The organism is Desulforhopalus sp. (genome assembly GCA_030247675.1).
Classification (GTDB): domain Bacteria; phylum Desulfobacterota; class Desulfobulbia; order Desulfobulbales; family Desulfocapsaceae; genus Desulforhopalus_A.
Map to the genome: position 1 here is coordinate 81,774 of JAOTRX010000010.1, position 26,342 is coordinate 108,115.

General features: G+C 48.8%; 19 protein-coding genes. 12 read left to right on the forward strand and 7 right to left on the reverse strand.

Features of this window, described 5'->3' with window-relative positions; translation table 11 throughout:
* Positions 1-244 precede the first annotated feature (244 nt).
* Positions 245-2,371: an AsmA family protein gene (locus tag OEL83_18670; protein MDK9709071.1), complete on the forward strand. Its 2,127-nt coding sequence runs from the start codon at positions 245-247 to the stop codon at positions 2,369-2,371.
* 39 nt (positions 2,372-2,410) lie between these two features.
* Here the strand turns inward: OEL83_18670 and OEL83_18675 are convergent, their stop codons facing one another.
* Together OEL83_18675 and OEL83_18680 are read right to left on the reverse strand one after the other, a co-directional pair.
* On the reverse strand, positions 2,411-3,379 hold the full coding sequence (locus OEL83_18675; GenBank protein MDK9709072.1) for a response regulator: 969 nt from the start codon (positions 3,377-3,379) through the stop codon (positions 2,411-2,413).
* A gap of 3 nt (positions 3,380-3,382) precedes the next feature.
* Positions 3,383-6,829 (reverse strand): response regulator, encoded by a 3,447-nt coding sequence (locus tag OEL83_18680; protein MDK9709073.1) that lies wholly within the window; start codon positions 6,827-6,829, stop codon positions 3,383-3,385.
* Between the two features lie 461 nt (positions 6,830-7,290).
* On the opposite strand from OEL83_18680, the gene OEL83_18685 reads away from it, so the two are divergent.
* Positions 7,291-8,157: a FecR family protein gene (locus OEL83_18685; GenBank protein ID MDK9709074.1), complete on the forward strand. Its 867-nt coding sequence runs from the start codon at positions 7,291-7,293 to the stop codon at positions 8,155-8,157.
* Positions 8,158-8,234: 77 nt separating this feature from the next.
* Here the strand turns inward: OEL83_18685 and OEL83_18690 are convergent, their stop codons facing one another.
* From OEL83_18690 to lysS, 4 genes are all read right to left on the reverse strand, one after another.
* Positions 8,235-10,472, reverse strand: a complete 2,238-nt coding sequence (locus OEL83_18690; protein ID MDK9709075.1) for an adenylate/guanylate cyclase domain-containing protein — start codon at positions 10,470-10,472, stop codon at positions 8,235-8,237.
* A 142-nt stretch (positions 10,473-10,614) separates the two neighbouring features.
* Entirely contained in the window at positions 10,615-11,292 is a 678-nt protein-coding gene (locus OEL83_18695; protein MDK9709076.1) for an ABC transporter ATP-binding protein, read from the reverse strand.
* Positions 11,292-12,521, reverse strand: a complete 1,230-nt coding sequence (locus OEL83_18700; GenBank protein ID MDK9709077.1) for a lipoprotein-releasing ABC transporter permease subunit — start codon at positions 12,519-12,521, stop codon at positions 11,292-11,294. Before OEL83_18700 ends, OEL83_18695 begins: the two co-directional genes overlap by 1 nt.
* A 17-nt stretch (positions 12,522-12,538) precedes the next feature.
* Positions 12,539-14,056 carry a lysine--tRNA ligase gene (gene lysS, locus OEL83_18705; GenBank protein ID MDK9709078.1) on the reverse strand — a complete coding sequence of 506 codons (1,518 nt, stop codon included), beginning with the start codon at positions 14,054-14,056 and terminating at the stop codon, positions 12,539-12,541.
* A gap of 551 nt (positions 14,057-14,607) precedes the next feature.
* Between lysS and OEL83_18710 the strand changes: the two genes are divergently transcribed.
* The 3 genes from OEL83_18710 to OEL83_18720 all read left to right on the forward strand — a co-directional run bounded on the left by OEL83_18710 (position 14,608) and on the right by OEL83_18720 (position 17,615).
* Positions 14,608-14,847 carry a hypothetical protein gene (locus OEL83_18710; protein MDK9709079.1) on the forward strand — a complete coding sequence of 80 codons (240 nt, stop codon included), beginning with the start codon at positions 14,608-14,610 and terminating at the stop codon, positions 14,845-14,847.
* Positions 14,848-14,998: 151 nt separating this feature from the next.
* Positions 14,999-15,709, forward strand: a complete 711-nt coding sequence (locus OEL83_18715) for a GAF and ANTAR domain-containing protein (protein ID MDK9709080.1) — start codon at positions 14,999-15,001, stop codon at positions 15,707-15,709.
* Positions 15,710-15,977: 268 nt separating this feature from the next.
* Positions 15,978-17,615: a glutamate synthase-related protein gene (locus OEL83_18720; GenBank protein ID MDK9709081.1), complete on the forward strand. Its 1,638-nt coding sequence runs from the start codon at positions 15,978-15,980 to the stop codon at positions 17,613-17,615.
* Positions 17,616-17,737: 122 nt separating this feature from the next.
* On the opposite strand, the gene OEL83_18725 is transcribed toward OEL83_18720, so the two are convergent.
* Positions 17,738-19,036 (reverse strand): helix-turn-helix domain-containing protein, encoded by a 1,299-nt coding sequence (locus OEL83_18725; protein ID MDK9709082.1) that lies wholly within the window; start codon positions 19,034-19,036, stop codon positions 17,738-17,740.
* A gap of 316 nt (positions 19,037-19,352) precedes the next feature.
* Between OEL83_18725 and OEL83_18730 the strand changes: the two genes are divergently transcribed.
* From OEL83_18730 to OEL83_18760, 7 genes are all read left to right on the forward strand, one after another.
* On the forward strand, positions 19,353-21,383 hold the full coding sequence (locus tag OEL83_18730; protein MDK9709083.1) for a hypothetical protein: 2,031 nt from the start codon (positions 19,353-19,355) through the stop codon (positions 21,381-21,383).
* Between the two features lie 301 nt (positions 21,384-21,684).
* Positions 21,685-22,374 (forward strand): WbqC family protein, encoded by a 690-nt coding sequence (locus tag OEL83_18735; GenBank protein ID MDK9709084.1) that lies wholly within the window; start codon positions 21,685-21,687, stop codon positions 22,372-22,374.
* Between the two features lie 2 nt (positions 22,375-22,376).
* Complete coding sequence (locus OEL83_18740) at positions 22,377-23,306, forward strand: glycosyltransferase family 2 protein (protein ID MDK9709085.1); 930 nt, start codon at positions 22,377-22,379, stop codon at positions 23,304-23,306.
* A complete protein-coding gene (locus OEL83_18745; protein ID MDK9709086.1) occupies positions 23,287-23,922 on the forward strand; it encodes a class I SAM-dependent methyltransferase in 636 nt (211 codons plus the stop codon). Before OEL83_18740 ends, OEL83_18745 begins: the two co-directional genes overlap by 20 nt.
* Positions 23,919-24,584 carry an acetyltransferase gene (locus OEL83_18750; GenBank protein MDK9709087.1) on the forward strand — a complete coding sequence of 222 codons (666 nt, stop codon included), beginning with the start codon at positions 23,919-23,921 and terminating at the stop codon, positions 24,582-24,584. The genes OEL83_18745 and OEL83_18750 overlap by 4 nt, the downstream gene beginning before the upstream one ends.
* A gap of 435 nt (positions 24,585-25,019) precedes the next feature.
* Entirely contained in the window at positions 25,020-25,448 is a 429-nt protein-coding gene (locus tag OEL83_18755; protein MDK9709088.1) for a GtrA family protein, read from the forward strand.
* Positions 25,445-26,317: a class I SAM-dependent methyltransferase gene (locus OEL83_18760; GenBank protein ID MDK9709089.1), complete on the forward strand. Its 873-nt coding sequence runs from the start codon at positions 25,445-25,447 to the stop codon at positions 26,315-26,317. Before OEL83_18755 ends, OEL83_18760 begins: the two co-directional genes overlap by 4 nt.
* Positions 26,318-26,342 lie beyond the last annotated feature (25 nt).

Consider the following 26,342-nt stretch of genomic DNA (forward strand, 5'->3'; position numbering starts at 1 on the left):
GTCAAATGCGTCGCTGCTTATGGCTGGTCTGCCGAGTAGTGATGAGGTTCCGCCGATTTAAAAAAAAAATTACCGGCAAAAGGTTTTCCGGCGCACGGACAGGTGTTTGTGACTTGACATATCTGTATATGTTAGTAATTCTTTGGCCATTTCATGGTGATACCAGAGGTGTGGCAAGAAATTGCCGTATTGTCGGCGGATTTGCTGCCGCCTTCTGAGAGGATTTGAGGAAGGAAAGATTGTTATGAGTGCTGTCGCGATGTCGTGGAGTCGAAGGGTGAAGCAGGTTGTACGATATGGAGTTGTGCCTGCGGGGATTTTTATGATTCTCCTCCTTCTCACCCTCTTTCTGATTCCGGTTGTTGTTAATGTGCAGAGATTTGTCCCGGAAATCGAGACTTTGGTAACGGAGGGAAGCGGACGGCCGTTTTCCCTCGGTAGTGATTTCAATGTGACTTTCTTTCCCTCGTTGAGCCTTTCATTTTCCGACATGAAGCTTGGCAACCCTTCCGGGTTTGGCGGTGATGAATTCATGAATATCCGCACCTTTGAGGCGCGGATAAAAATTTTGCCCCTGCTCAGGAAAAAAATTGAGTTCAGCCGGTTTGTAGTTGGTGGACTATCTCTCAATCTCGAAAAGAACAGCTCCGGCCAGGAGAATTGGCATCTCAACCCAAAGGCTTCGTCTGCCTCTCCCACCCAGGGGCCAATGCCGCCGGTGCTGGCCGGGCTTGCCGAGCACTTTGCCTTTACTCTCCTGGCAGTGACTGATGGACAGATAACATGGCGAGATAAAAAGCAAAATATTGATTATCGAGTCGAGGATATCATGCTGGTGCTGAATGATTTTTCATCGACAAACCCGGTGACCGCCGATTGCCGGGCAAACTTCAATGGTCGGCCTGTTGCCGTGGATGGCAAAGTCGGGCCGGTACAAATGCAAAAGGGTGTGGGCACTCTGCCGGTTGACCTGAGTTTCAATGTTGCCAATACCCTGCAAGGAAAGCTGCGGGGGACGATTGCTGAACAGAAAATGGCCAGTGAATTGGCCATAATCGTCTCGCCATTTTCTCCCCGTGAGTTTTTTTCTGCCGGCAATTTTCCTTTTGATCTTTCAGCAATCGACCCTCAGGTCTTCACCAAATTGGCGCTGGAGATGGTCGTTAAAGGCGGCAAGGAGAAGATCCTTATCGAAAAAGCGACTGGTCACCTTGATGACTCGAATTTTTTCTTCACCTTTGAAGCAAAGAATCCTGGTTCCCCTGAAATAGGGTTTACCATTGATCTCGACCGTATCGATCTGGACCGCTACCTGCCGTCGGTTAAGCCAACAGGTAAGGATCTGACCAAAGAAGGCAAGAGGGATGAAGGCCCGGCAAGTGATCACCGGCTAGCCAGGGAAATTGCCCTGGGAGGTGTGGTCAAGATCGGCGAACTAAAAGCCTTCGGCAGTACCCTTGCCGAGGTGAACATTCCGGTTCAAGGTAAGGATGGGCTGTTTACCTTCGCTCCTGCCGCCAACGCCGCATACGGGGGTAAGGTGGAGACGCATCTCACTCTCGATATGCAGGACGATGAGCCGGCCATTCAGGCCACTTTTGCCGCCCAGGGCCTTGCCGCAGAGCCCTTGCTGCGGGATCTGTTCGGTTGGGATAAATTGCATGGCACCCTTTCCGCCGAAATAACGATGGAGGCAGCTGGAGATACCCTCCAGGCCATACACAAGAGCATCGACGGCCAGGTGAGGGTGCAGATGCAGGATGGGGCCCTGGCAGGGGTTGATTTGGCTCGGCCGGATGTCATTGCTGGCCGGGCAAATGGCCTGAATTCAGACGATCCTGCTGCCGAGTTGCCGCGTCTGGAATTCACTGAGGCAAAAGGTGCTGCCATTATCAAAGATGGCATCCTTTATTTAAAAGAGGCTGATCTCGGTACGCCGGCTGCCTGGATACAGCTCAGTGGCACGATCGACACCATTCTGCGGCAGATGGATGTGCAGGTAGAGAGCGGGTACGAGGTAACGGTTAAAGGCAAGGGTGGACGAGAGGAAAAGACCAGTCAGTCCTCCCGGTTTTTAATTACTGGCCCTTTTTCCGGGCTTACACTGAATAATCTGACGAACCACTCCGGCCCCGTTGCCCTAAGCGGGAAGATGAATGCCAGATATCTGGTGGAGCAAAAGCTCCCCTCACCGGTTGACGACGATGTGAAAAATCTGGTAGGCAAGGATCTGGTCGATCCGGTGGTGGTTGCTCAGCGTTTCGGTCTGCAGCCGGACATTCTACGGCGGAGTGAGGTGAAGAAGAAATTGCCGGTTGGCAGCGGAAAGGTCAACATCGGTACATTACAGGAGGAGCCCGCCCTGCCGTGATGGCCGGCAAGGAGCGCATTACCTGATGCGGCCCTTTGTTTATTCTCGTCTTTGGTCAAAACAGACCGTGCTTCCCGGTATGGCCTTTGCCATTTTTTGCATCTCGGTACAGGCATCGTTCACCTCAAGATAGGAGAAGAAGTGGCGATAGCTGAGATCAATTCCGGCAATGCTGATGCTCATGATCGGAAAGATCTGCGGCCGGCCGCGCCGGTCTATTGCCTGAATGCAGCGCAGTTCGGTGTCCTGCCTGTTATAGAAGGTGATAATGTCCTGATCGAACTTGCTAATGATGTCCTGGGTTACTGCCGAGCATAAACCGGCAGGCACGGTCAGAATAAAATCATCACCACCAATATGGCCGATGAATGCATCAGGACATCCCGCCTTGGTTACTGCTTTTTTCAACACCTCCGCCATAAATCGTATGACCTCATCGCCTCGGGTGAACCCATATTTATCGTTATAGGCCTTGAAGTTGTCGATATCGGTATACATGACGCTGACGTGATGAATGCCTCGCAGCAGTTGTTCGATACGCTGGGCGATGCTGTTATTGCCTGGCAGTCCGGTGACCGGATTGATATCGAGGGCAAGGCCATGCAGGCGTTTCAGTTCGCACCTTGCTTCCCGGAGCTCCAGGTGATTGTTGAGTCTCGCCCGGACGATTGCCGGATTGAATGGTTTGGCGATATAGTCGACAGCACCAAGTTCCAGGCCTTTTGATTCATCGTCGCCCTCGCTTCGCGCCGATATGAAAATCAGCGGAGTTTCCCGCCATCTTGCGTTTTCCTTGAGGTGCCGGCACGTCTCAAAACCATTCATTCCCGGCATGACAATATCCAGGAGGATCAGGTCCGGCTCAACGATGCTGAGCATCTCAAGCCCCTCTTCGCCGCTTTTTGCAAAAAAGACCTCATGTTGTTCGGCTAGCAGACTTATCAGTATCTTGATGTGCTCGATGCTGTCGTCAATGATGAGGATTCTGCCAGCCCGTGTTTGCGACATGTTTTATTTGAGACCTCTTTTGCCGGATAAGGAATTTTGCCATTGATTCAGTAAATGTTGTGCCTTGGCAAAGTCCAGATCATTGATATGTTTTTCTATTCTCCCAAAAACCAGGCCGTCTTCCTGTTCAAGGTAGTCGTGGAGCTGGTGGATTTGTTTGATGGCCCTGCAACTATTGCTTTTTAGCGAGTCGGACAGATCGGCAAGCAGGGTTTGGCGGTTTTTAACCTGGTTATCGCTCTGTTGCGCCGTATCTTGGCAGTTCGCTATCGAAGACTGACAATTGTATAGATATGGTCTGAGAAAACCACAGATATTTTCGGATTCTCGCCCAATGTCAGCCAATAGAGAATCACATTCCTGGAGTTTCTTCCTCCTAATCGACAACTCAAGCTGGGCGCAGTGAGAAAAAAGTCTGCTCATTCCTAAACTGCCACTGACCCCTTTCAGGGTGTGGGTCAGATTCCGGAGATCCTCGAAAGCGAGGTTTTTCAGCTGCTCTTGCATGCGACCGGGAAAGCCCTCGTAAGTATTCAAGAATGTTTTTAAAAGTTCCCCGTACAGCTCAGCATCTCCGGCTATTCGGGCGAGTCCTGCCTGCATATCAATACAAGCAGGACTCCTTAAAATGTTGATTGTCTGGGTTGAGGAGATCTGTGGTGAACTTTTCTGTGGTTCAAGGGCCGCTTTTGGCAGCAACTCGGCAATGAGGGCGTATAAGGCGTCAGGGTTGATTGGTTTGGTTATGTAGTCAGACATTCCCAACTCCAGGCACTTTTCCTTTTCCTCCGGCATTGCATGGGCGGTGATGGCGATTATCGGCAGGGTTCCGGTTGGTCCGGGTAATTGCCGAATCGCCTGTGTTGCCTTATAGCCATCCATGACCGGCATCTGGAGGTCCATGAGGACGAGGTCGAAATTCGTCGCTTCCGAGCGACGGAGGATATCCAATGCCTCGGCCCCATTAGCTGCGACGGTGACTGCGATGCCGGCCGAGTGGAGGAAACCGAGGGCCACCTGTTGATTGATCTCGTTGTCCTCAACAAGGAGAATCTTTGCTCCTTGAAGATGCCCGGGTGGTGGCTGGAAGGTCTTTTGCTGGTTGTCGGTGGAAGGAAGATGGTAGACTCCTTCCACCTTTAGCAAGGTGAGAAGCGCTTGCAGTAATCGTGCTGGGGTGATCGGTTTGGCGAGAAAGAGATCGCAGTCCGGAAGGGACTTCCCGGAAAAATGGGTGGCAAGCCGGTGCATACCAACCATTAATATTGCCGGTTTTACAGTGTTCGAGGTCGATGACTTGATTTTTCGCAGCATCTCCGGATACCGTTGTCCATAGGTCGGGCAATCAATAATCACCAGATCATAGGGGGGGAGGTTTCCCTGGGAATGCAGGGCGGAGAAAACTTCATCAAAGGACAGAGCCTGAAAGACCGTGACACCGAAATTGGTGAGCTGGCAGGACAATTCCGTGGCGGTTTGCGGTGTGTCCGACATGACTATCGCCTTTTTGCCACTTATCGCCTCAGGCGCCGAGAAGAACCGAGGCGAATCCTCCTGGCGTTCAAGCGGCAGGGAAAAACTAAAGGTGGTTCCGGTGCTTTCTCCGCGATCTAAATAGATATGCCCGTTCATCATTTCAACCAGGCGCTTGCAGATTGCAAGGCCCAAGCCGGTCCCCCCGAATCTACGGGTGATCGATGTGTCAGCCTGGGTGAAAGGCTGAAAAAGGTTTTTCGCTTGTTCATCGGAGATACCGGCACCGGTATCCTGCACGGAAAAAAGCAGTCGCACCATATTGTTGTCGTCATCGTCTTTCTCAGGAAGCGTTGAGATATGCAGGCTGATAAAACCGCTTTCGGTAAATTTAAAGGCATTGGTGATGAGATTGGTAAGAACCTGGCCAAGGCGTAACGCGTCTCCTTTGACCATGCATGGAGTCTCGGCTTCGATATGGAAGTAGAATTCCAGTCCGGATTCCTCACTTCTCAGGCTGATAATTGTCGATAGGTTTTCGAGAACATCGCGCAGATCGAAGGGGAAGTTCTCGATGGTGAATTTCCCCGCCTCGATCTTGGCGTAATCGAGTATGGCGTTGATGATACCAAGAAGGGAATGGGATGCATTGTTGATTTTCCCTAGATAATCGAGATGATCCTCAGGTTTGGCGGTCCTGAGAGCGAGGTCGGAAAAGCCGAGGATGGCATTCATCGGCGTTCGTATCTCATGGCTCATATGGGCGAGGAATTCCATTTTGGCTATTGCCGATTTTTCGGCAATCTCCTTGGCCTTATACATTTCACTGGAAAAATAATTGACCGATCTGGTGATTTCGCTGATTTCATCGCATCCTTCAACGGGGATACGTTTGTTTTCTCCGGCAACCATGGCCAATACCGTCCGATTGAGGTGGCGGAGACGAGCTATCAAGACGCGGCGAAAGTAAAAAAAGAAGATGACGGCCAGAAGGATTGAGGCGATGAAAAGAGCTGAGAGAATCCGTATCAGCTGTTTGACTTTATCAGACATTAAAAGGGTTTGGGAACCGACCGAGGAAGTAAGCTGAAAAAAGCCGGCAAGGCTGGACTCCTCCTTTTCGTCTACTAGGCCTTTGGCCAAGGTGTATTGGGCATCCGATTGGCCGCGGATGCTTTCAAAATGTTGGGCGAGCTTTAAAACACCCTGATCTCCGAGTGTTTCTGTATGGATTCGAGCAATTAAATCCGTGATCGTTTGCTGCAGATGCGATGGCAGCGTTTGGCCGGCAGCGGTCATCTCGGCAAGCGTCTTTTCTACGTCCTTGACATGTTCGTCAATGCTTTGCAGGGCATTCCCCGAGGCCGCCAGCTGGACGTGGGAAATGGTGGCGATAGCTTGGTCGACAATGCTTTTGACGGTTGCGGAGGTGGCGGCATCGCCCTCAAGATTCTGGGTGTCCCTTGATATCGTCAAAGTATGTTGGAAAAGTGGCAGCAAGTTGGCGATGGCGGTCAATACGTCTTGCCGAAGGTCTATTTGCAAACTGACGAGATTGTCCAGTTCACTAAGAATATTCTTCAGGGTTTGGAGCTTCGTATCGTTGCCGGCCTCTATTTCTGGTGTTCGGCTCACTGAGAAATTCGCAAGCTTGGTAAAATGATGGTTGATTTTATCAACCAGTATGCGTCGTTCGGAATGTGCTTGGGCCGAGTGGAGGTAGCCAGTCTGTTGGAGAAGCTGGTTTAGAAGAATGGAGGTCTGGGCCTCATGGGTTGCTTGCGGAAAAGTCCGGTTTGACAGATCCAGTAATACCTGTTGAAAGCCAATGAAACCGAGAAGGGAGATGATCGAAATTGCAGAAAAAAGTGTTCCGGTGAGGAGTATCCCGCCTATGACTGTGGCCGCGATGGATCGTGGCCGGTAAAAGGTTTTCGTCGTCGCTGTAGACAGCTCAGGTGGGTTGCTTTTATTCATATCATGATGCCGTTGCCTGGCAGTGTTTTCTACTTGAGCACCTTTGATGCCGTGCTGTGCATGAGGATGATAAAAGGCTAGGGCGTTGGATAGTCCTCGTCATGTGAGTCACAAAATGGAGCAGCATAAGCGTGATACCATTCGAATATAATACCGATGTTCCGGTGATCTTTAGGGCTCTATTTACCAAAGAGCAGGGGAGGGACAAGAGAGCAGCTGAGATTGTATAGCAAAAAGCGAAAAAAAGTTAAGAGAAATGTCGGTGGCCAGTATTTTCTTGATACCGGAGATTTTTCCACATAGAATTTACATTGTGAGAAAATTTATTAATGCCATGCTGGGTATCTCCGTTCATCTCACCAGGAAAATGATCGATACAAGGCACTTGTACCCCCCGAGAGGGATAAAGCCCTTTACCTGTTTGCCGGGGCCAGGGAATACGACTGAAAAGGGGTGAAGAAATGTTCACAAAATGCCTGCTGTTGCTCAGTATGGTGCTGGCGTGCTGCGACTACGCTTATGGTGGGCAAAAATCAACCGCCGGGTATGTCTCGGCTTTGCAGGGTGAGGTGTATGCAGTCAATGGCGATGGGGTCACCAGGCTGCTCAAGGTGAAAGACCAGGTGGCGACCGAGGATTTTATAGTCACCGAAGAAAAAGGCCGGGTGCAGATCGTTTTCCAGGACAATACCGTCGTCAGTCTCGGCGAGAAGAGTCGCCTCAAATTAACCGATTACAGCTGGTCGCAGGAAAGGAAGAAAGGTAAATTTAACGTTACCGTTACCGAAGGTCTGTTCCGGATCATTGGCGGCAAGATAACCAAGTCCAATCCGGAGGCCTTTATCGCCAAGACTCCGGCGGCATCCATCGGTATTCGGGGGTCTGGGTATGCCGGCAGGGTGAGCGGAAGGAAACTCGAGGTGTTTTTGCTCAACGGCAAAGGCATCGACGTTTCCAACGCCAGGGGCTCGGTGGCGCTTCTGGTGCCGGGCATGGGCACGACGGTGAACGATTCCATGACCGCGCCCGCAGCCGCTCGCCAATTTAATGCGGCAGAGATCTATCCGATTGAAAAAGGCTCCACCTTCGGGTCGACGACCGGTGGATCAGCCATTGGTCCGAATGCGGTTATCGTCAACCAGGCGACTATCTCCGACTCCGTTAATGTGGCCATAGGGAAAGACAATAATGCCCAGATGGGTTCCATCCGGATTAAAGAGTCCGAAGTGCAAGGGACCGTCGTCAACCAATCGAAGATTAAAAGTTCGGCAAACGTCGCTTCCGGTACCCACAACACCGCGATCATGGGTTCTGTCAATGTTGAATAGATGCGGCCAATTATATTATCAACCTGACAGACATTGTTGGCCGGTAGGTGGGTTGTATGTGATAATCGAGTCCTCCCTCAGTTGTGGTTCTGAATCCCTTGCCAGTCGGCGGGTGGCGGGTTGACGAGGAAATTGCGGCAGCGTTCCCGGTACATTTCATAAATCCAATCCTGTCTTTGTTCGCAAAGGCTGCTGAAAAGGGCCAGGGCCCTGGCAAATTGCCACGATTGGTAACTGGCCAGCGCTGCCTGATAGCGCTCTTCTTCCTCTTTGCTGCCTGATGCGCTGTCCGGTGGCAGCGGCTCGAAGAGGTCGACCGCCTTGTTGCGGCCCTTGACCATGACCGTATCGATGAATCGGCAGCGGATGTCCTGCGGGAGGTCTTTGGTGGTGAACTCGGAAATGAGAATCTTGTTTTTATAATATTTGGTCAAGCCCTCAATTCGCGAGGCGAGATTGACGTTGTCCCCGAGCACCGTATAGTCAAAGCGTTTGCTGCTGCCGAAATTACCGGCGCTGACGTTGCCGGTGTTGATACCGATACCTATTTCAATTGTCCTTCCGGAAAGCTGCAACAGGGACTCGGGCCGTTCGATCGCCTCAATCATTTCCAGTGCCGCCCGAACGGCATTGGCGGCATGTTGCGGGTCGTCAAGCGGGCTCCCCCAAATGGCCATGATCGCATCTCCGATATATTTATCGACCATGCCGTTATTGTTAATGATGATATCGGTCATGAGGGAAAAGAAGCGGTTGAGGAATTGACCGATCTCGGCAGCGGAAGTGATTTCTGAAAGGCTTGTGAAATTTCTGATGTCGCAAAACATGATAGTTACTTCCCTGCTTTCAACCGAAAGGTTGAGCTTGTCGGGATTGAGCAAGAGTTCGTTGACGATCGATGGAGAGACGTAATGGGAAAAGGCCCGTCTGATGAAAAGCCGCCTTTTCCCTTCAAAAAAATAATTAAACAGGGTTACAGTCATGAAAACGGCGAGCAACGAGGCAAGAATATAGGAGATGCCAAGAAGCTGGTGCTTCTGAAACAGGAACTGGTAGTTGCCGATGACAATTGCCGCAAGAATGACCAATCCGGCGGAATAACCAAGGAAGGGGCCCAAAGAAACCAAAGAGATTGCCAACAACAGCCCGGCGACGATGATGATGAAATAGGTCAGACCAATTTCCGTATAATTTTCCCAGATCATCTCGTCGCCCTTGACCAGATTGTCAATGACATTGGCATGTACCTCGACTCCAGGAACCCGTGAGGAAAACGGAGTGGCGATAAGGTCCATGACACCTGACGCCGAGGAGCCGATAAGGACATGCTTACCCCGGAGGGCTTCCGTGCCTATCCCCCGCATGACATCCGCGGCGGAAAGATAGGGGAAGGTGTTAAAAGGGCCACGAAAATTGATCGTCAAATGTCCAAGGTCGTCGGTTCTGATAAATTCATCGCCGAGCGAAACACCAAAAAGCGCCTTTTGCTGCGTGTCGCCGATATTGCTGAGATGCAGCCGGGCCTCATGCTTTCCTCTGCCGATCCGGAACATCTCGAAGGCAAGAGATGGGTAGGGAATATCGTCCTGCATGAGAAAGAGCGCCACCTTGCGTACTGTGCCACTTTGGTCCGGAAAGACGTTGAAAAAACCCTCCGAGGAGGCGGTGGCTATTTCGGGAATATTCAGGAGGGGTCGATAGGCGCGGAGGAGCTTCAGGTCGGAGAATTCGCTGCCTCCCTCGCCGGCGATACTGACATTAAGCGATGGGAAAGGGCTGCGTCCACTGGTCTTCAGGCCATCTTGCCGAAAGAGGAACATATAACCAAGAACCCCTGGTCCAGAGGAGATGGCGTTGCCAAGCAGCCGGTCATGGTCCAGTTCCTGTTTTTCTGCAGCATTCTTGAAGATGGCATCGAGATTGTCGCAACCGCTGAGAATGTCGCGGTATTGCGAGAGGAGAGCGGTGGGTGAGGTTCGGTCCTTTTCGGCAAAGAGGATGTCGAAGCCAAGGACCAGCGCCCCTGCTCCGTAGATTTTTTGGGTGAGGTCAGCGACAATATCCCTCGGCCATGGCCATTGGCCGTGTTCCTTAAGGCTTGGCTCATCGATATCGACGATGATCACCGCGCCGGAAGTCGGTTGGGGGCCACGCACCCGAAACATCGCATCGACGATCCTCGCGTCAATGGCCGAGAAGAAAGCCGGCTTCTCGTAGCCAAAGGAATACCACAGCAGGCAGCAGGCGATAATGGAGACCAGTCCGGCCTTGAAGGGGGTCGGGCGGAGGAGGGATCTGGTGAAGGTCGTTTGCATCTCGAACCACCGGGTTGCTTGAGAAACAGGTCATGTAGCAAAATCATACATGATCGGCGCGGTGATTCGAAGGAATTTTCTGCAGTTGGAGCGCTTGGTGAATTTTTATATGGAAACGGTTTACGGGATGCTGTCACCCTGGTCAACGGGTGTTCTCCAATACCCCGTCCCGCAGGGTGAAACAGTGATCCATCCGCTCCGCCAGGCTGGTATTGTGGGTGACCATGATAGTACTCAGTTTACGCTCTCGGCAAAGGTTGTGGAGGAGATCGAACACCAGGTTGCCGGCCCTTGAATCGAGGTTGCCGGTGGGTTCGTCGGCAAGTAGCAGCTCAGGTTGCATGACTAGGGCCCGAGCCAGCGCCGCCCGCTGCTGCTCGCCGCCGGACAATTCGAGGACCTTGTGGTGGATGCGATGACTGAGTTCAACCTGTTCAAGGAGTTCCATGGCCTGCCCGGCCATCTCCTTTTTGCTTCTTCCAGCGATGAGCCCGGGGATCATGACATTTTCCAGGGCAGTAAAATCGGGGAGGAGGTGGTGGAACTGAAAGATAAAGCCGATTTTGGTATTACGAAATTGGGCTTGTTCTTTCGGGGATTTAGCGAGAAGTGGCTGGTCCCGGTAAAACAGTTCGCCGCCGCTCGGCAGGTCAAGGGTGCCGAGAATCTGCAGGAGGGTGGTTTTGCCCGAGCCTGAGGCACCGATGACCCCGGTCATTTCGCCCGCTTCGATGGAAAGCGATACCCCGTTGAGGACTGTCAGGGCGGTGGCCCCGGTGCCATAGATTTTGGTGATATTATGCGCGGAAAAAAGAGCCATCAGGAGAGCACCTCGGCAGGCTGGACGGCGGAGGCCTTCCAAGAGGGATAGAGGGTCGCCAGCAAGGTGATCACAATGGAACTGACGGCAATAATAGTGACATCGAGCGGCAGCACCTTGATGGGCAGGGTGGTCATCGGGTAGACGTTGGACGGCAGCTCGATGAATTTGTAGCGGGATAACAGTTCGCATAAACCTAGACCGCCGGCGACTCCGAGGGTCGTGCCGGCCACGGCGATGACCATGCCCTGCAGGAAAAAGATCCGCATGATTGCCTGCGAGGTTGCTCCCATCGACTTGAGAATGGCAATATCCTTACTCTTTTCCATGACAACCATGACCAGGGCGCTGATGATATTCAAAGCGGCCACGAGGATGATCATCGCCATGGCGATGAACATGCCGATCTTCTCCAACTTGAAGGCGGCATAGAGGTTGCGGTTCATCATCATCCAGTCCTTGGCGATATAGCCCGGACCGATCTTTTCGGCGATCCGGGTGGCGATTTTACCGGCATTGTTCAGCTCCGATTTCTTCACCGCCACCTCAATGCCGTGGACGACATCGCCGATGCCGAGAAAGCTCTGCACGTCGCCAATCGACATATAGGCCAGGGTGGAGTCGTATTCGAACATGCCGGTTTCGAAGATGCCGGATATCCGACAGGTCTTGATCTTCGGGATGACGCCCATGGGGGTGAGCGGGCCGGATGGCGATATCAGTTTCACCCGGTCACCGACCCGCACCCGCAGATCCTGGGCGAGATTTTTACCAAGGATAACATTGGGGATGCCGGTGGCTGGATCGGAGATGAGGTCGTCGATTGACCCTTCGGTCATCTGATTGGGAAGGCTGATGACACTTTTGGCGGTGGACGGTTCAATGCCGCGTAGTACTACGCCGGTGCCGCTGCTGGCGCTGCTCAATAGGGTTTGGGAGAACAGGTAAGGGGTAGAGCCGGTGACCTCACTGACCGTGCGGATGCGTTCCCGGGTCAGTTCGTATTCCTGGATCGTCCCGCCCATGCGCTGGACGATGATATGGGAGTTGACACCCAGGATTTGGTCGCGCAGGCCGTCGGTGAAGCCGGAAAATACCGCCAGCACAACGATGAGGGCGATGACCCCGACGGTGATCCCAGCAACCGAGATCAGCGAGATCAAAGAGATAAAGCCATGCCGATGTTTGGCCCGGAGATAGCGCAGGCCAATAAACCATTCGAATATCATCAAGTTTTTCCTGTTGCCTAGTTTTCGACGCCTTCTTCTTTGTCCGTCTGCAGCCCAGCCTCGGGCTTGAGGTGGGGAAAGAGAATGACATCGCGGATGGACGGTGCATCAGTGAGAAGCATTACCAGGCGGTCAATGCCGATGCCTTCGCCTGCCGCTGAGGGCATGCCGTATTCCAGGGCGCGGATATAGTCGGCGTCGAGCTCGGGGTGGATTTCATCATCGTCGCCACGGTCGGCGATCTGTTTCTCAAAGCGGCTCAGCTGATCCCTGGGGTCGTTGAGTTCGCTAAAGCCATTGGCCAGCTCACGGCCGGTGATAAACAGCTCAAAGCGGTCGGTGACCGAGGGGTCCAGGTCGTTGCGCCGCGCCAGGGGTGAAACCTCGGTCGGGTAGGAGGTGATAAAAGTTGGGTTGATAAGCTTTTCCTCAACCAGCAATTCAAAGAGTTCGGTCTTTGCCTTGCCGGGTCCGGCAGTGTCATCGAGCTTGATGCCCTTCTCTTTGGCAAGGGCCAGCACCTTGGCCTCGTCGGCGAGAATCTCCGGGCTGATACCGGCCACCTCAGTCAATGCTTGGTCCATGGTCAACTTTGTCCAGGGCGGTGTCAGGTCGACCTCTGTTCCCTGGTAGGTGATGCGCATGGTGCCGTTTACTTTTTGGCAGATACCGGAAATCATCTCTTCAGTAAGGGTAATGAGATCTTCGTAGGTGGCATAGGCCTGATAGAATTCTAGCATGGTGAATTCTGGGTTATGCCGGGTGGAAAGCCCCTCGTTGCGGAAGTTGCGATTAATCTCAAAAACCCGTTCAAAACCGCCGACCAGGAGTCGCTTCAGGTACAGCTCCGGAGCGATGCGCAGGAAAAGATCCATGCTCAGGGCGTTGTGGTGGGTCTTGAACGGTTTGGCAGTCGCCCCGCCCGGGATCGGCTGCATCATCGGTGTCTCGACCTCCATAAAGCTGCGGGCGTTGAGATGCTCCCGGACCAGGCGAATGATTTCGACCCGCTTTTTGAACGTTTCTCTGGTCTCGGGGGTGACGATGAGATCAACATAGCGCTGGCGGTAGCGGGTTTCGACATCGCTGAGACCATGCCATTTGTCCGGTAATGGGCGCAGGGATTTGGAGATCATACAGATCTTGGCAGCCTGAATCGACAGTTCCCCCACCTTTGTTTTAAACAAGGTGCCCTCAACCCCGACGATGTCGCCGATATCCCATTTCTTGAAGGTCTCGAAGATCTCATCTCCAAGAATATCCAGTTTGACATAGACCTGGATCTGGCCGCTGCCGTCGGCGACGGTGCAGAAAGCCGCCTTGCCGAATTTGCGCATCGCCATGACCCGGCCGGCGACGGAATACACAGCCCCGCCGGGTTCGGCCATCTGGGGCTCAAGGCCGGCCCCTTTGGGCAGGAGTTCAGCGGCGGTATTGGCCGGCTTGAAGCTGTTTATATATAAGCTGACACCAAGCTCTGCGAGGGAATCGGCTTTTTCTTTCCGTTGGACGAGGGTCTGATTTTCTTCACTCATGATGAACGCTCTTTATGTAAAAGGGGAGAATGCGGCAACTGATCAAAAATACGGTGGAAAACAACCGCTGGGGCAAGGGATGTGTATTCCCATTTATGTCGGGGTTAGGAATTACCGGGAAACCGCAAATCTGTCAATTTATTTCCCGAAAGGATATTGGTGGCCCTGTCATTCCTAGCTGTTTTATAAAGTGTTGAGCGATTTTTGACAACTCCTCGGATGGCACAATGACCTGCCGGCAATGAACGGTCGAGTCTTGTCATACCTTGTCAATCCAAGGAGGGATCTTCCTGCGGATATAAAGGTGAGTTGATCAGCTTGCCTACTCAAACGAAGCGTGTTCCCTTCCGGTAAAAGAATATAATATGCAGATATCAAACAAGATAATTGATGATGGGCATCTGTTGTAAATTAAGTGAGGCTGAATATTCAAAGTATAAATTAATTTATAAGCATTTTTTCTTTGCGCAATGAGCCAAGATATTTTACATGAATAGAAAGAGAAGGTGGAGGTTACTTAACACAGAACCAATAGAGAGATGCTTATGTCTATGAACAAGCGCAAACTTGAGGTCCTTAGTATCTTGATGAACAACTTGAAGGAAATCCAACCACAGTTGGTTCCTTCAAGTACCATCGCTGGCCAGCTCAATATGAATCTGCTGGAATTGCAGACCGTGTTGAAGAGCATGGAAGGAATGGGAGTGATTGAAACCGATCCCGATCTGCAGTATAATCTCATCACCAGGGAAGGCTTGCAGTGGTTTGAGCGACAGCGACCCCACGCATAAACACTTCCGCCGCATAACCTAATCGGCCGAATTTTTTAGAAAAAGCCGTTTCCTGCGCTCACTTTATGGTAGCGTGACAGCCGGGGTTCGCTTCAGCGATCCACGGCTGCGGCCGTTGTATCCTTTCTTAATTTTCGCCGATAAGTTCATAATGGAAAAGTCAAATCAACAAACATATGATCACTATATCAAAGCGTTGATGGATATAGGTCAGGCCATTACCTCTGACCTATTTCTGGAAGATCTCTTTAAGCTAATCGTTATGGTGACGGCAAAGGTCACCGGAGTGGAGATCTGTTCGTTATGGTTGATTGATGATAATGAAAATCCGCCATTGGTGAGATTAAAAGCTACCCAATCACTTGATCCCGTTTATATGAAAGATCGTGCGCTTAAGCTGCACGAAGGGGTGGTCGGCTATGTGCTTTCAACACAGCAGCCATTGTTGATAGGTAATGTCCTCGAAAACGAACGGTTTAAAGAGAAAGAGATGGCCCGTAAGCTTGGTCTTGTTTCGATGGTTGGCGTCCCTCTTCAGGGAAAGGAGGGCAAGGTGATCGGTGTTCTCAACTGTTTCACCAAAACACCGCATGAGTTTTCGGAGACCGATATCAATATGCTGACCGCTGTAGCCAGTCAGGCTGCGGTGGCAATTCATAACACCGAACTCATTATTAAAACCAGGGTTATTGAGCAGGAACTGAAGTCGCGAAAAATCATAGAAAAGGCCAAGGAGATCCTCATGCACCGCCGGAATTTGAATGGGGAAGAGGCCTATAGATGGATTCGCAAACGGAGCATGGATACCCGCAAATCGATGCTCGATATAGCTGAAGCCCTTGTGCTGTCGGATGAGCTTTAAGAGCTGCTGGGCGGTTTTCTAGTTGTGCTCTACCGGCGTGTTTTCCTCACTCCTTTATTTCTTTTTTCTTGACTTAAATATTAAGTAGCGCTAAAAAATTCACTAATAAATACCTGCGGACTACACAACGGGGTGTGGTTTTCAGATTTCAAGACAAAGGCGTCTGTTTCCTCTTCATGGGGCAGATGCTTTTTTTTTGCTTATGGGTAGGCCTGAGCGGATTAAGCACTGTCCAAAGACAACTCTTCTGGAATTATGGAGGTTATTCATGCGTTTTGACAAGATTAACGACGTTTTAGGAACTGCCAACCGAGGGAATGCTGCCGAATCAGGACTTTGTACCTTGTGCCGTGCCGATTGTGCCGGCAAATGTGAGACTTGGAAATCCAGTCTGGTGGGAAGAAAACTCCTTTATCCCCGCGATTTTGGCATGGTAACAGCGGGTGCCAATAACACCACCCACATCGGTATTTCCTACAATTCCTTACGCATCCAGGGCTATGCCTATGGTTCAATTGGTCTTGGCGAGGGTCTTACCCATAATCCCGACGATTGTATCTTTCCCAATGTTGATCTCACCACCGAGTTCGGCGGCAAAATCAAGACCAAGTCCCGTCTGCCTCTGATGACCGGCGCCTTGGGCTCGACCTTTATCGCTGCCAAATACTGGGATTCCTTTGCCGTTGGTTGCGCCCTCACCGGTATCCCAATTGTTATCGGTGAAAACGTTGTCGGCGTTGACAAAGAGTCGACTATCACCGGTGGCCGGATCAGAAAATCACCGGAACTTGACCGGCGCATCGATATCTATCTCCGCTACTTTGATGGCTATGGGGCGATCATTGTCCAGATGAACGTCGAGGACACCCGCAATGGTGTAGCCGAGTATGTTGCCGAAAAATATGGCAATAAGTGCATAATCGAATTGAAGTGGGGGCAGGGCGCCAAGAATATCGGCGGCGAAATCCAGGTCACCAGTCTTGACTACGCCCTCTTCCTGAAAGAGCGTGGCTATGTTGTTGATCCCAATCCGGCCTTACCGGAGGTACAGGAGGCTTTTGCCAAAGGCGCCATCAAGTCCTTTGCGCGGCATAGCCGTCTTGGCGGTACCAACCTCGACACCGTTGCCCTGGTGAAAGAAGACTTCATGAAGTCAGTTGATTACCTGCGCAGTCTTGGATTTGATCGCATTTCCTTGAAGACCGGTTCCTACGGCATGGAAGAACTGGCCATGGCCATCAAGTTCGCCTCCGAGGCGGGCCTCGACCTGCTGACCATCGACGGTTCCGGTGGTGGAACGGGTATGAGCCCCTGGAACATGATGCAGAGTTGGGGCGTCCCCTCCATAAACCTGCATGCCAAGGCTTACGAGTATGCCAGCATCCTGGCCGCCCAGGGCAAAAGGGTAGTCGATCTGTCCTTTGCCGGCGGTTTTGCCTTGGAAGACAGTATTTTCAAAGGTCTGGCCCTAGGCGCACCCTATGCCAAGATGATTTGTATGGGTCGGGGAATTATGATTCCGGGCTTCCTCGGCACCAACATCGAGGGTGCTCTCAATCCGGAGCGCAGGGCAGCGATTCACGGCAACTGGGACTCTCTGCCGAAGTCGGTCACCGATATTGGCCATACTCCTGAAGATATTTTTGCATCCTATTTCGATGTACAGAAGAAGATCGGCAAGGAAGAGATGAAGAAGATCCCCTATGGGGCCATTGCCATGTGGACCATGGCTGACAAGCTTGCCTGCGGCGTACAGCAGCTGCTTGCCGGTGCAAGGAAGTTTAACGTCTCCCAGATTACCCGCAACGACATTTATGCGGCCAACCGGGAAACCGCTCAGGAAACCGGGATCACCTACATAACCGATGCTAAAAACGAAAGCGCCAAGAACATCCTTCTTGGCTAGCTGTTAGGTATTGCCGCAAGAAATTTGTAAACCCACTCTTGCGGCAATAGATTTCTTCAATAAACACCGACTACCGGTTTGGCAGATTCCGAACCGGTAGCCGGGTCAAAACCTATCTTTATTTACCCCTGTACTTTAAACCAGAGAAGTTCCGCGACACCTTCCGAAACATTGCGCCACTGGCCCGGTATGTTTTTTTGCAGGAACACCGTATCCCCTGCATTGACCTGATGGATGTGGTTGTCGATAACCATCTCCAGCCGACCGCTGAGCAAATACCCTAATTCCTCGCCCTTGTGGGCGAAAAAGTGACCCGTCAGTTTTTTACCGGGATTGATTTTGATGACGACTGCCTCGATCCGGCTGTCGATATCGGGTGGCAGCAGCCAAAGTGCCTCGGCATCATCTTTCGAGAATTTTTCCAGGGCTGCCGTTGATCGCTGATCTGCCGGATAAACAAAGAGATTTTTTTCGAGACCATGGTCCTTGAAGAATGCCGAAACCTCAATGGTCAGACTTTCGGCTATGCGGAACAGCGCCGGCAGAGAAGGATAGATAAGATTTTTTTCCACCTGGGAAATGGTACTCGGCGTAACCCCGGTGAGGTCGGCAAGATGCTTCTGCGACAGGCCGCGCATCAGGCGGATGCTCTTGATTTTCGCCCCGAGGTCAAATTTGCCCTTAACCTGGCGTTGGCTCTCAAAAACAATGTCTGAGTCCTCGCAGATATATTCATGCTGCTCGTTGAGAAATTTCGAATTGCGTTTTTCAGCCTTGAGAATCTTCAGGGTGGATTTGCCACGCCGCACCGAGAGGTCAATGGCTACCTGGGCAATCTTATTGATATTTGCCTTCAAACGGTTGGAATGGGCGCCTTTTTCGATGAGCCAGTAGGCAATCGTTTCCAGTTCATAGAGGCGGGGACAGGTCTTGGCATAAAATTGCACAACCTGTTCCTCGCTGCCCCACAGGGTCTGCATACCGGTTAGGCTATCGATGATAAAGTGGACATCGCCCGCCATATTGCTATGCAAGCCATACATAGCCTCACCAACAAAGGTCGGATTGGTCGGATCGTTGACCTTGATAACCTGATAGGGCCAGAGTGCCCCATCTTTTTCATAAAACTTATTGAAGACCTCCGACCGGTCGCCCTTACCGTTGGTGAAGCAGTCGAGGATGGTGAGATTCTGGCTTTCGGCAAGCGGCCCGAGAAAGGAGACGACGTTTTTTGGAGAACGATCGAAGGTTACGTAGATCAGGGGCTTTTTGCGTGCCAGGGACTCCTTGATGAAATGCAAGCAGAAGACCGCGGAAAAGCTACCGGCATCTTCGTACCAGAGAACATTGTCGCCGATATAAAGATCACCTAGGAGCCTGTCGAGTTCTGCTATTCCGGAGGAAACCCGCTTTTTTTTCATGCTTTCTGCAGCTGTTTTAGTAGGTGGCATAATCTCTGTATTGTATTCGGTAGTTCGAAGCCGTTTGCTTTGTCGGTAATAGAAGAAGGGCGAAAAACCTTGTGGGCTGTAGCGTCCCATGTTCATTTTGAGGATTACCCGAAAAGGGCTTCGTTTGGCAACTTCTATAAGAGAAATGATCGGGGCCACATCTGTTCAAGAATAACAGATATCCTCATGAGGTCAAAAAAATGACAATTGCGCGAAATTCCAAAGAATGGTAACGAGATCTTGGAATTCTCAAAGTTGATCTAAATGTACCTATCAAGAATGAATAATGACATACCTGAAAAGAAGATCCACAGATATTTTTATTTTGGCAATTAGTACATTTATCCTGGCAATGTTGTGTCTTGGCAACGGGAAAATGTCTTTCGAGCTCATTTTGTTTTCTACAGTGGTTTGCATTGTTTTGACAAAGGCCGGAGAATTTACTTTAAGAGTTGGTCAGTTAACTACGATTAAAGCAAGGTTGCCATCGGCATTTGTAGCTGGATTTGTTGCGATTTCATTACCGATGGTGGCTTTGACCTCAATGTTCAACATCTCAGCCTTATCGGCATTTGCGATAAGCGCGGCTTTATTATTCATTCTAAACGCATTTAGTTTCAAAAAAGTCATGGAGCGTCCTCGGAATAATTGGGGTGACGTGGCTATCACAATCGTTCTTTTAATAATTATCGGCTTGCTTGCTAAAGTACCCGTCTCAAGCCATACGACGCTATTAAACACAGGTGTGTTGCCAATTTGGAGCGATTATTTCATACATGGGGCAACAATAGCGTCTTTTGGCAGTCCGTTTGCTACCGGTATTGATATGGAACTCGCTGGAGAGAGTCGCGGGTTTTATCACTATGCTCCCTTCATGATTCCAGCGGCATTTCAGGTAGTTTCTGGCATGTCAGGTTTGGCGCTTTCTACCTCGCTCCTCTTGCCATTGGGCCTCCTTGTCGCCGCTCTGGGGAGCTATGCATTTGCTGTTGAGTTAGGGGGGCGACTTGGTGGTTTGCTTGCTTTAACAGCAATCATTTGCCTCCCCGCATCCTCGGTCTTTATTCAATCAGGATGGTTTGATTTTTATTGGCTTTTATTTATAGCGCCAGGTTCCGGCTATGCTATTGGTGTTTCGATGGTTGTGTGCGCGTTGATGGTCATTGATTTTAATAACAATGACAACAGATTGCCATGGCTTACACTGCTACTGTTGTTCTCCTTGGTATTAATACGAGTGCATATGTTTATGCTGCTTGCCCCAGTTGTTATAAGCCTTGTATTGATCCGCCGTTTTTCTATAAACATTCGTCTACTAATAATTATTTCGATTAGTATGCTATTTATTATTATAGCAGCGCTTTATTGCTTTCCTAACCTCCATAAGCTTTGGATCGAGCTTTGTTATCCTCATGTCTATTTGAAGAAGGCCTTGGAATGGTCTCTTTTTTACGGATCCAAAATTTCGATTTTTGAATATCCTCTTCTGACATCTCTTGTTCAACTTTTTATTGTCCTGGTGGCGATACTTGGTGTTTATTTTATTCTATACCCATTGTTTTTTGGGATAAGTGTAAAGCGATTTGGGTTTAGTATAATAGACGCACTTCCGTTGTTTCTGCTTGTGTGTTTCATCGGCCTCATGCTTTTTTCACCGGCAGCTCGTAATGGTGACTATTCCGAATACAAACATCGTCATTTCCTTTTGCTATATGTAATCATAGCCGTTTACACGATTACCTATGCTTATAATTTGGCAAATAATTTATTTTCTAATAAAAATAAGTTCGAGATGTTTAATTATACCCTCGTTATATGTTTTTTTTCAGTAACCATTTTATTAAACTGGAATGCCAATCCGTCACGCCCAAACATTCTCGCAATGCCTTGGGCTGCTAGTTGCCACATGAATCCAATAACACCAGGGGCATTTGAATCTGCTGAATATATTAAGACACATGCCAAACATGGGGATGTATTTGCAATGGGGGGCAAATCAGTAGGGAATTCTACTGTAAGCAATTCAATTATTGAGATTATATCATTGAGTGGTGTCCCGGCCTTTATCGCGCGCCCTGGTATAAAAAGTAGGGGTCCTCGATATGTCCATGAGATTGTACCTAATCGTCTGAGAATATTAAAGGAGCTTTCGTCGTTTGACAACTGGCTTGATGCGCAAAAATTTATGCTAGCCAATGGAATTAGGTGGTTTTTGCTGTCTAATGGAGAGAAACCCAAGTGGGACTTAACGCTGGAAAACGTTGCTTTTTCAAGCAATGGCATGTCCGTTTTCGATGCTGGTCTCTCAACAAACTAACCAACTCTTGAGAAATACTTGATAGATATCCCGGATCTAAACCAAAACAATATTTTCGGTGATACCTAACCTTGGAACCTTATGCTCTTGTTTCCAAAAATGTATGATGTCAAGAGATTTGCTTCTTGTTGAGGTAGATTTGCGCTATATGAAGAGTACTTTTTGCCCATGTCTGGCGACTTTGCAATCAAGGAGACAGGATCCTTCTTATAAATCTGGTCCATCAGACTTTTCCTGTCCTTAATAAAATTGTTGATTACTTTGAGTAAATTAGCTGAACTCTGATTCAAAAAAATTTCAAATGAAAAAGATAGCAATTTCGCAATCGAATTATATCCCTTGGAAAGGATACTTCGATATGATTGCTGCCGTGGATGAATTTATCCTTTACGACGACATGCAATACACTCGTCGTGATTGGCGCAATCGTAATCAAATCAAGACGCCGCAAGGAGTACAATGGTTGACGGTTCCCGTGATGGTTAAAGGAAAATTCAACCAGAAGATTCGGGAAACCGAGATTGATGGCAATTACTGGGCGGCGGCGCACTGGAAAGCGTTGTACCAGAATTATCGTCGCGCCCCATATTTTGAAGAAGTCGCTGGATGGTTAGAGGCACTATATGCCGCAAATTCATATAATTATATCTCGCAACTGAATCGGTGCTTTATTGAGGCGATCTGTAAATATCTAGGTATCAAGACCATTATTACCAATTCATGGGATTATACTCTGATTGATGGCAAAACAGAGCGACTGGTCGATCTGTGTAAACAGGCGGGAGGGTCAGAATACGTCTCGGGGCCTGCCGCAAAGAATTACGTTGATGAAGGCGTGTTTGCTCACGCGAATATCAAGTTGACTTGGTTCGAGTACTCGGGCTATCCCGAATACTCCCAGTTCTGGGGTGAATTCACTCATGGAGTCACTATTCTCGATTTATTATTTAGTTGCGGAAAAGAAGCACCCCGATATATGAGGTACGTGTGATCATGAAACTTTCGATAGTTGCAACACTCTATCAATCTGCCCCCTACATCATTCAGTTTTATCAACGAGCGAGCGCTGTAGCCAGGCAGCTTGCAAATGAAGACTACGAAATCATTCTAGTGAATGACGGCTCTCCTGACAATAGCCTCGAAATGGCCGCGAAGCTTGCCGAAAGCGACTTTCATATGGTTGTCGTCGACCTTTCCCGTAATTTCGGACATCACAAGGCCATGATGACTGGGCTTTCATACGCAAAAGGGGAATTGATTGCGCTTATTGATAGCGATTTAGAGGAAGAACCTGAATGGTTGGTAGAATTTGCTAAGCAGATGCAAAAAAAAGGTTGTGATGTCGTGTACGGTATCCAAGATCATCGAAAGGGCAATTGGTTTGAACGTTGGAGTGGTCAATGGTTTTATCGTTTCTTCAAATTCATAACCGGATTAGCGTTACCTGAAAATATTGTTACTGCTCGATTAATGACCCGTCGATACGTTGATGCTCTGCTGTGTCACAAGGAACGAGAAGTATTTATGGCTGGTCTTTTGCTCATCACAGGCTTTGATCAATTTCCTTTGGTTGTAAAAAAACACAACACCAGCGATACTACTTATACTGTGCGCAAAAAATTGTCATTGATGGTTAGTTCAATTACCTCTTTCAGCAATGCACCGTTGGTTGGTATTTTCTATGTAGGCGTGTCGATCTCAATGATTGCAGTTCTTTGTATCGGATATTTGGGTGTGCAATGGATGTTTCTTTCCAAGCCCTTAAGTGGCTGGACATCTGTTATGGCTTCAATCTGGCTTCTGGGTGGAATGATTATCTCATTTATAGGCGTAGTTGGAATTTATCTCTCGAAAATATTCTCAGAAACGAAGCAACGTCCTTATACCATCGTAAGGCAGATTTATGCCAAAAAACAATCGTGATCTGTTTACAGAGGTTGCAGAATACTACAATGCCAAACTGGCGGAATATGGAGAAACACCGCGCGGTATTGATTGGAATAGTGAGGAGAGTCAGCTACTTCGTTTTGAGCAACTCTGTAAAATAATTGATTCTCTTAATGAATTTTCATTAAATGATCTGGGTTGTGGTTATGGAACGCTCTATGAATTTCTTGCCAATAAATACGAGAGATTTTCCTATCTCGGGATTGATGTATCCGAAAGTATGATTCGAGCTGCCATGCAGCGTTATAAAGACAAACCTCACGCACGCTTTATACTTTCCAGCGAACCTGATCAAGTTGCAGATTTTTGTATAGCCAGTGGTATTTTTAATGTTCGTTTGGGCAGATCAAATGACGAATGGCGACTTTATCTTGAGACTACCCTGGATTTACTTCACAGAACAAGTCGATTTGGTTTCGCGTTCAACTGCCTGACTTCCTATTCAGACGAAGACAAAATGCGCGATTATCTCTATTATGCCGACCCGTGTGTCCTTTTTGACTTTTGCAAACGTCGATATTCTCAAAACGTGGCACTCCTCCATGATTACGGTTTGTATGACTTCACAATCCTGGTGAGAAAGCAGCCATGAAATCCCCCCTGATTATTTTCGGCATTGGTGATGTTGCGCAGCTAGCACATTTTTATTTCACTACCGATACAGACTACGAAGTAGTCGCATTTACACTTGACGCTGCCTATATAAAAGACACGACTTTTTGCAACCTGCCTGTCGTTGCCTTTGAGGAAATCTCAAAGCACTATTCCCCGAAGAACTATGAGATTTTTGTTGCTTTGGGGTATTCAAAACTCAATGCAGTGCGCAAGGAAAAGTATCTGGCAGCAAAATCCTTGGGTTTTAGAATAGCGACCTATATAAGTCCCCACGCAACAGTCCTAAATCAAGGTTATATTGGCGAGAATTGCTTTATCCTTGAGAATTGTATTATTCAACCATTTGTTGTTATTGGCAATAATGTCACCCTCTGGAGCGGTGGCCATATTGGTCACCACTCCATAATCAGGGATCATTGCTTCATCGCGCCTCAAGTGGCAGTTTCGGGTGGCGTTGATATTGGGCAACAGTGCTTTTTGGGTGTGAATGCTACGTTGCGTAACCACATAAAAATTGGAGAAAAATGCGTAATTGGCGCTGGAACCTTGTTGCTTACTGATACAGAACCTGGTGGTGTTTATATTGGTACCTCCACAGAACGTTCTGAAATATCAAGCACGAATTTGCGGAGTATATGACTGACAATTGAGGAATAGCACTTGAGTGATTGTCCCGATCTCAACTTTCACTAGAACTGGTTTTGGGCATGCCTGCCATTAAAAAGAGATGAAAATACAAACTGATAATCCTGTCGGCAGTACCACAAGCAATGGCCGACGGCGTCGAACACGATAAGGATTGCAGAGTCGGCTCACATGCGAGGGGGCAAAGTTTCCCAATATACTTGAGCCTTTTTGGAAATGGTCTTTTTTTACCAACCTTTGCGTTATGCTGACAGATATATCCTTGGAATATTAGACAGGTGCCTGAGATAAAAGTTTTCATATGCCTTGATTTTCAATGAAAACGGTCATGTTGCAAAAGGCTCCTATCTTCTCATCATATCAACCGTAACAACTTTTCAGTGACGGTTATAGATACTGCTCAATGGGGTTGACCTGAAAAACCAATTTATGAATAACTACTGTGCTGAAAAGATGATACGTTCATTTGGACAGGTAATCCGCTATGCAGTCGTCGGCGTTCTTAGTAATTTGTTAGGGTATCTTGTTTATTTGATGGCCACTTATCTTGGAGCAGCGCCCAAGTTAACCATGACTCTTCTATACGGAGTAGGGGCTTCAGTCGGATTTATTGGAAATCGGAAGCTGACTTTTATGCATAAAGGGAGAGTACTAAGTTCAGGATTGCGCTATTGTGTTGCCCACTGTTTAGGGTATTGCATTAACCTCGCTCTTTTATATATTTTCGTGGATAATCTTGGGTATTCGCACCAATGGATTCAGGCTATAGCAATTTTCATTGTTGCCGGCTTCCTCTTCATCGCATTAAAATTCTTTGTCTTTATAGATCTAAACCCAGCAATAATGGAGAGCAAATGAAACGCTGTCTCTCCTGCGATGCCCGCTATTTGTCATCAATGCCCCATTGTCAACGGTGTGGGGTTGTTGACGCTTCTGTGCACGGTTTTGATGCATATGCACCCAATTTAGCATTTGATGGAGGTGGGTTTAACCCCAATTATTTTTCGGAACTTGCTCAACTAGAGAATGCTAATTTCTGGTTCCAATATAGAAATAAATTAATATTGTGGGTTATTGAACACTATCATCCAACGTTTCAATTATTGCTTGAGATAGGATGTGGTACTGGATATGTCCTGACTTGCATATCGAAAAGTTTTCCTGAGGCCAAATTGTCTGGCAGTGAAATCTATGTGGCGGGGCTGGAGTTTGCCGCTGCCCGGCTGCCTTCCGCCAAATTTATGCAGATGGATGCCAGGAATATACCTTTCGAGAACGAATTTGACCTTATTGGCGCATTCGACGTGTTAGAACATATTAAGGAAGACGAAGATGTTCTCACGCAGATGTATGCAGCTCTAAAACCTAATGGCATAATGTTGCTAACCGTTCCTCAGCATGAATGGCTGTGGAGTCCCACAGATGAATATGCTTTTCACGTGAGACGTTATACTGCCGCAGATATCCATAAAAAAGTAGAAAAAGCAGGGTTCAGAATAATCAGGAGCACATCTTTTATAACGACGCTGCTTCCAGTTATGATGATTTCAAGGTTTTGGCAGAAAAGAGTATCTGGTAAACTCGAAAATACCTCCGCAGAATTGAAGATCTCACTGTGGCTTAATGTGCTTTTTTCTAGATTATTGAGTCCTGAACTAGCCCTTATTCAAAAAGGTGTAAATTTCCCCATAGGTGGATCAAGGATAGTTGTTGCAAAGAAGCTATAAAGAGTCTTGGGATCGAATTTACCAA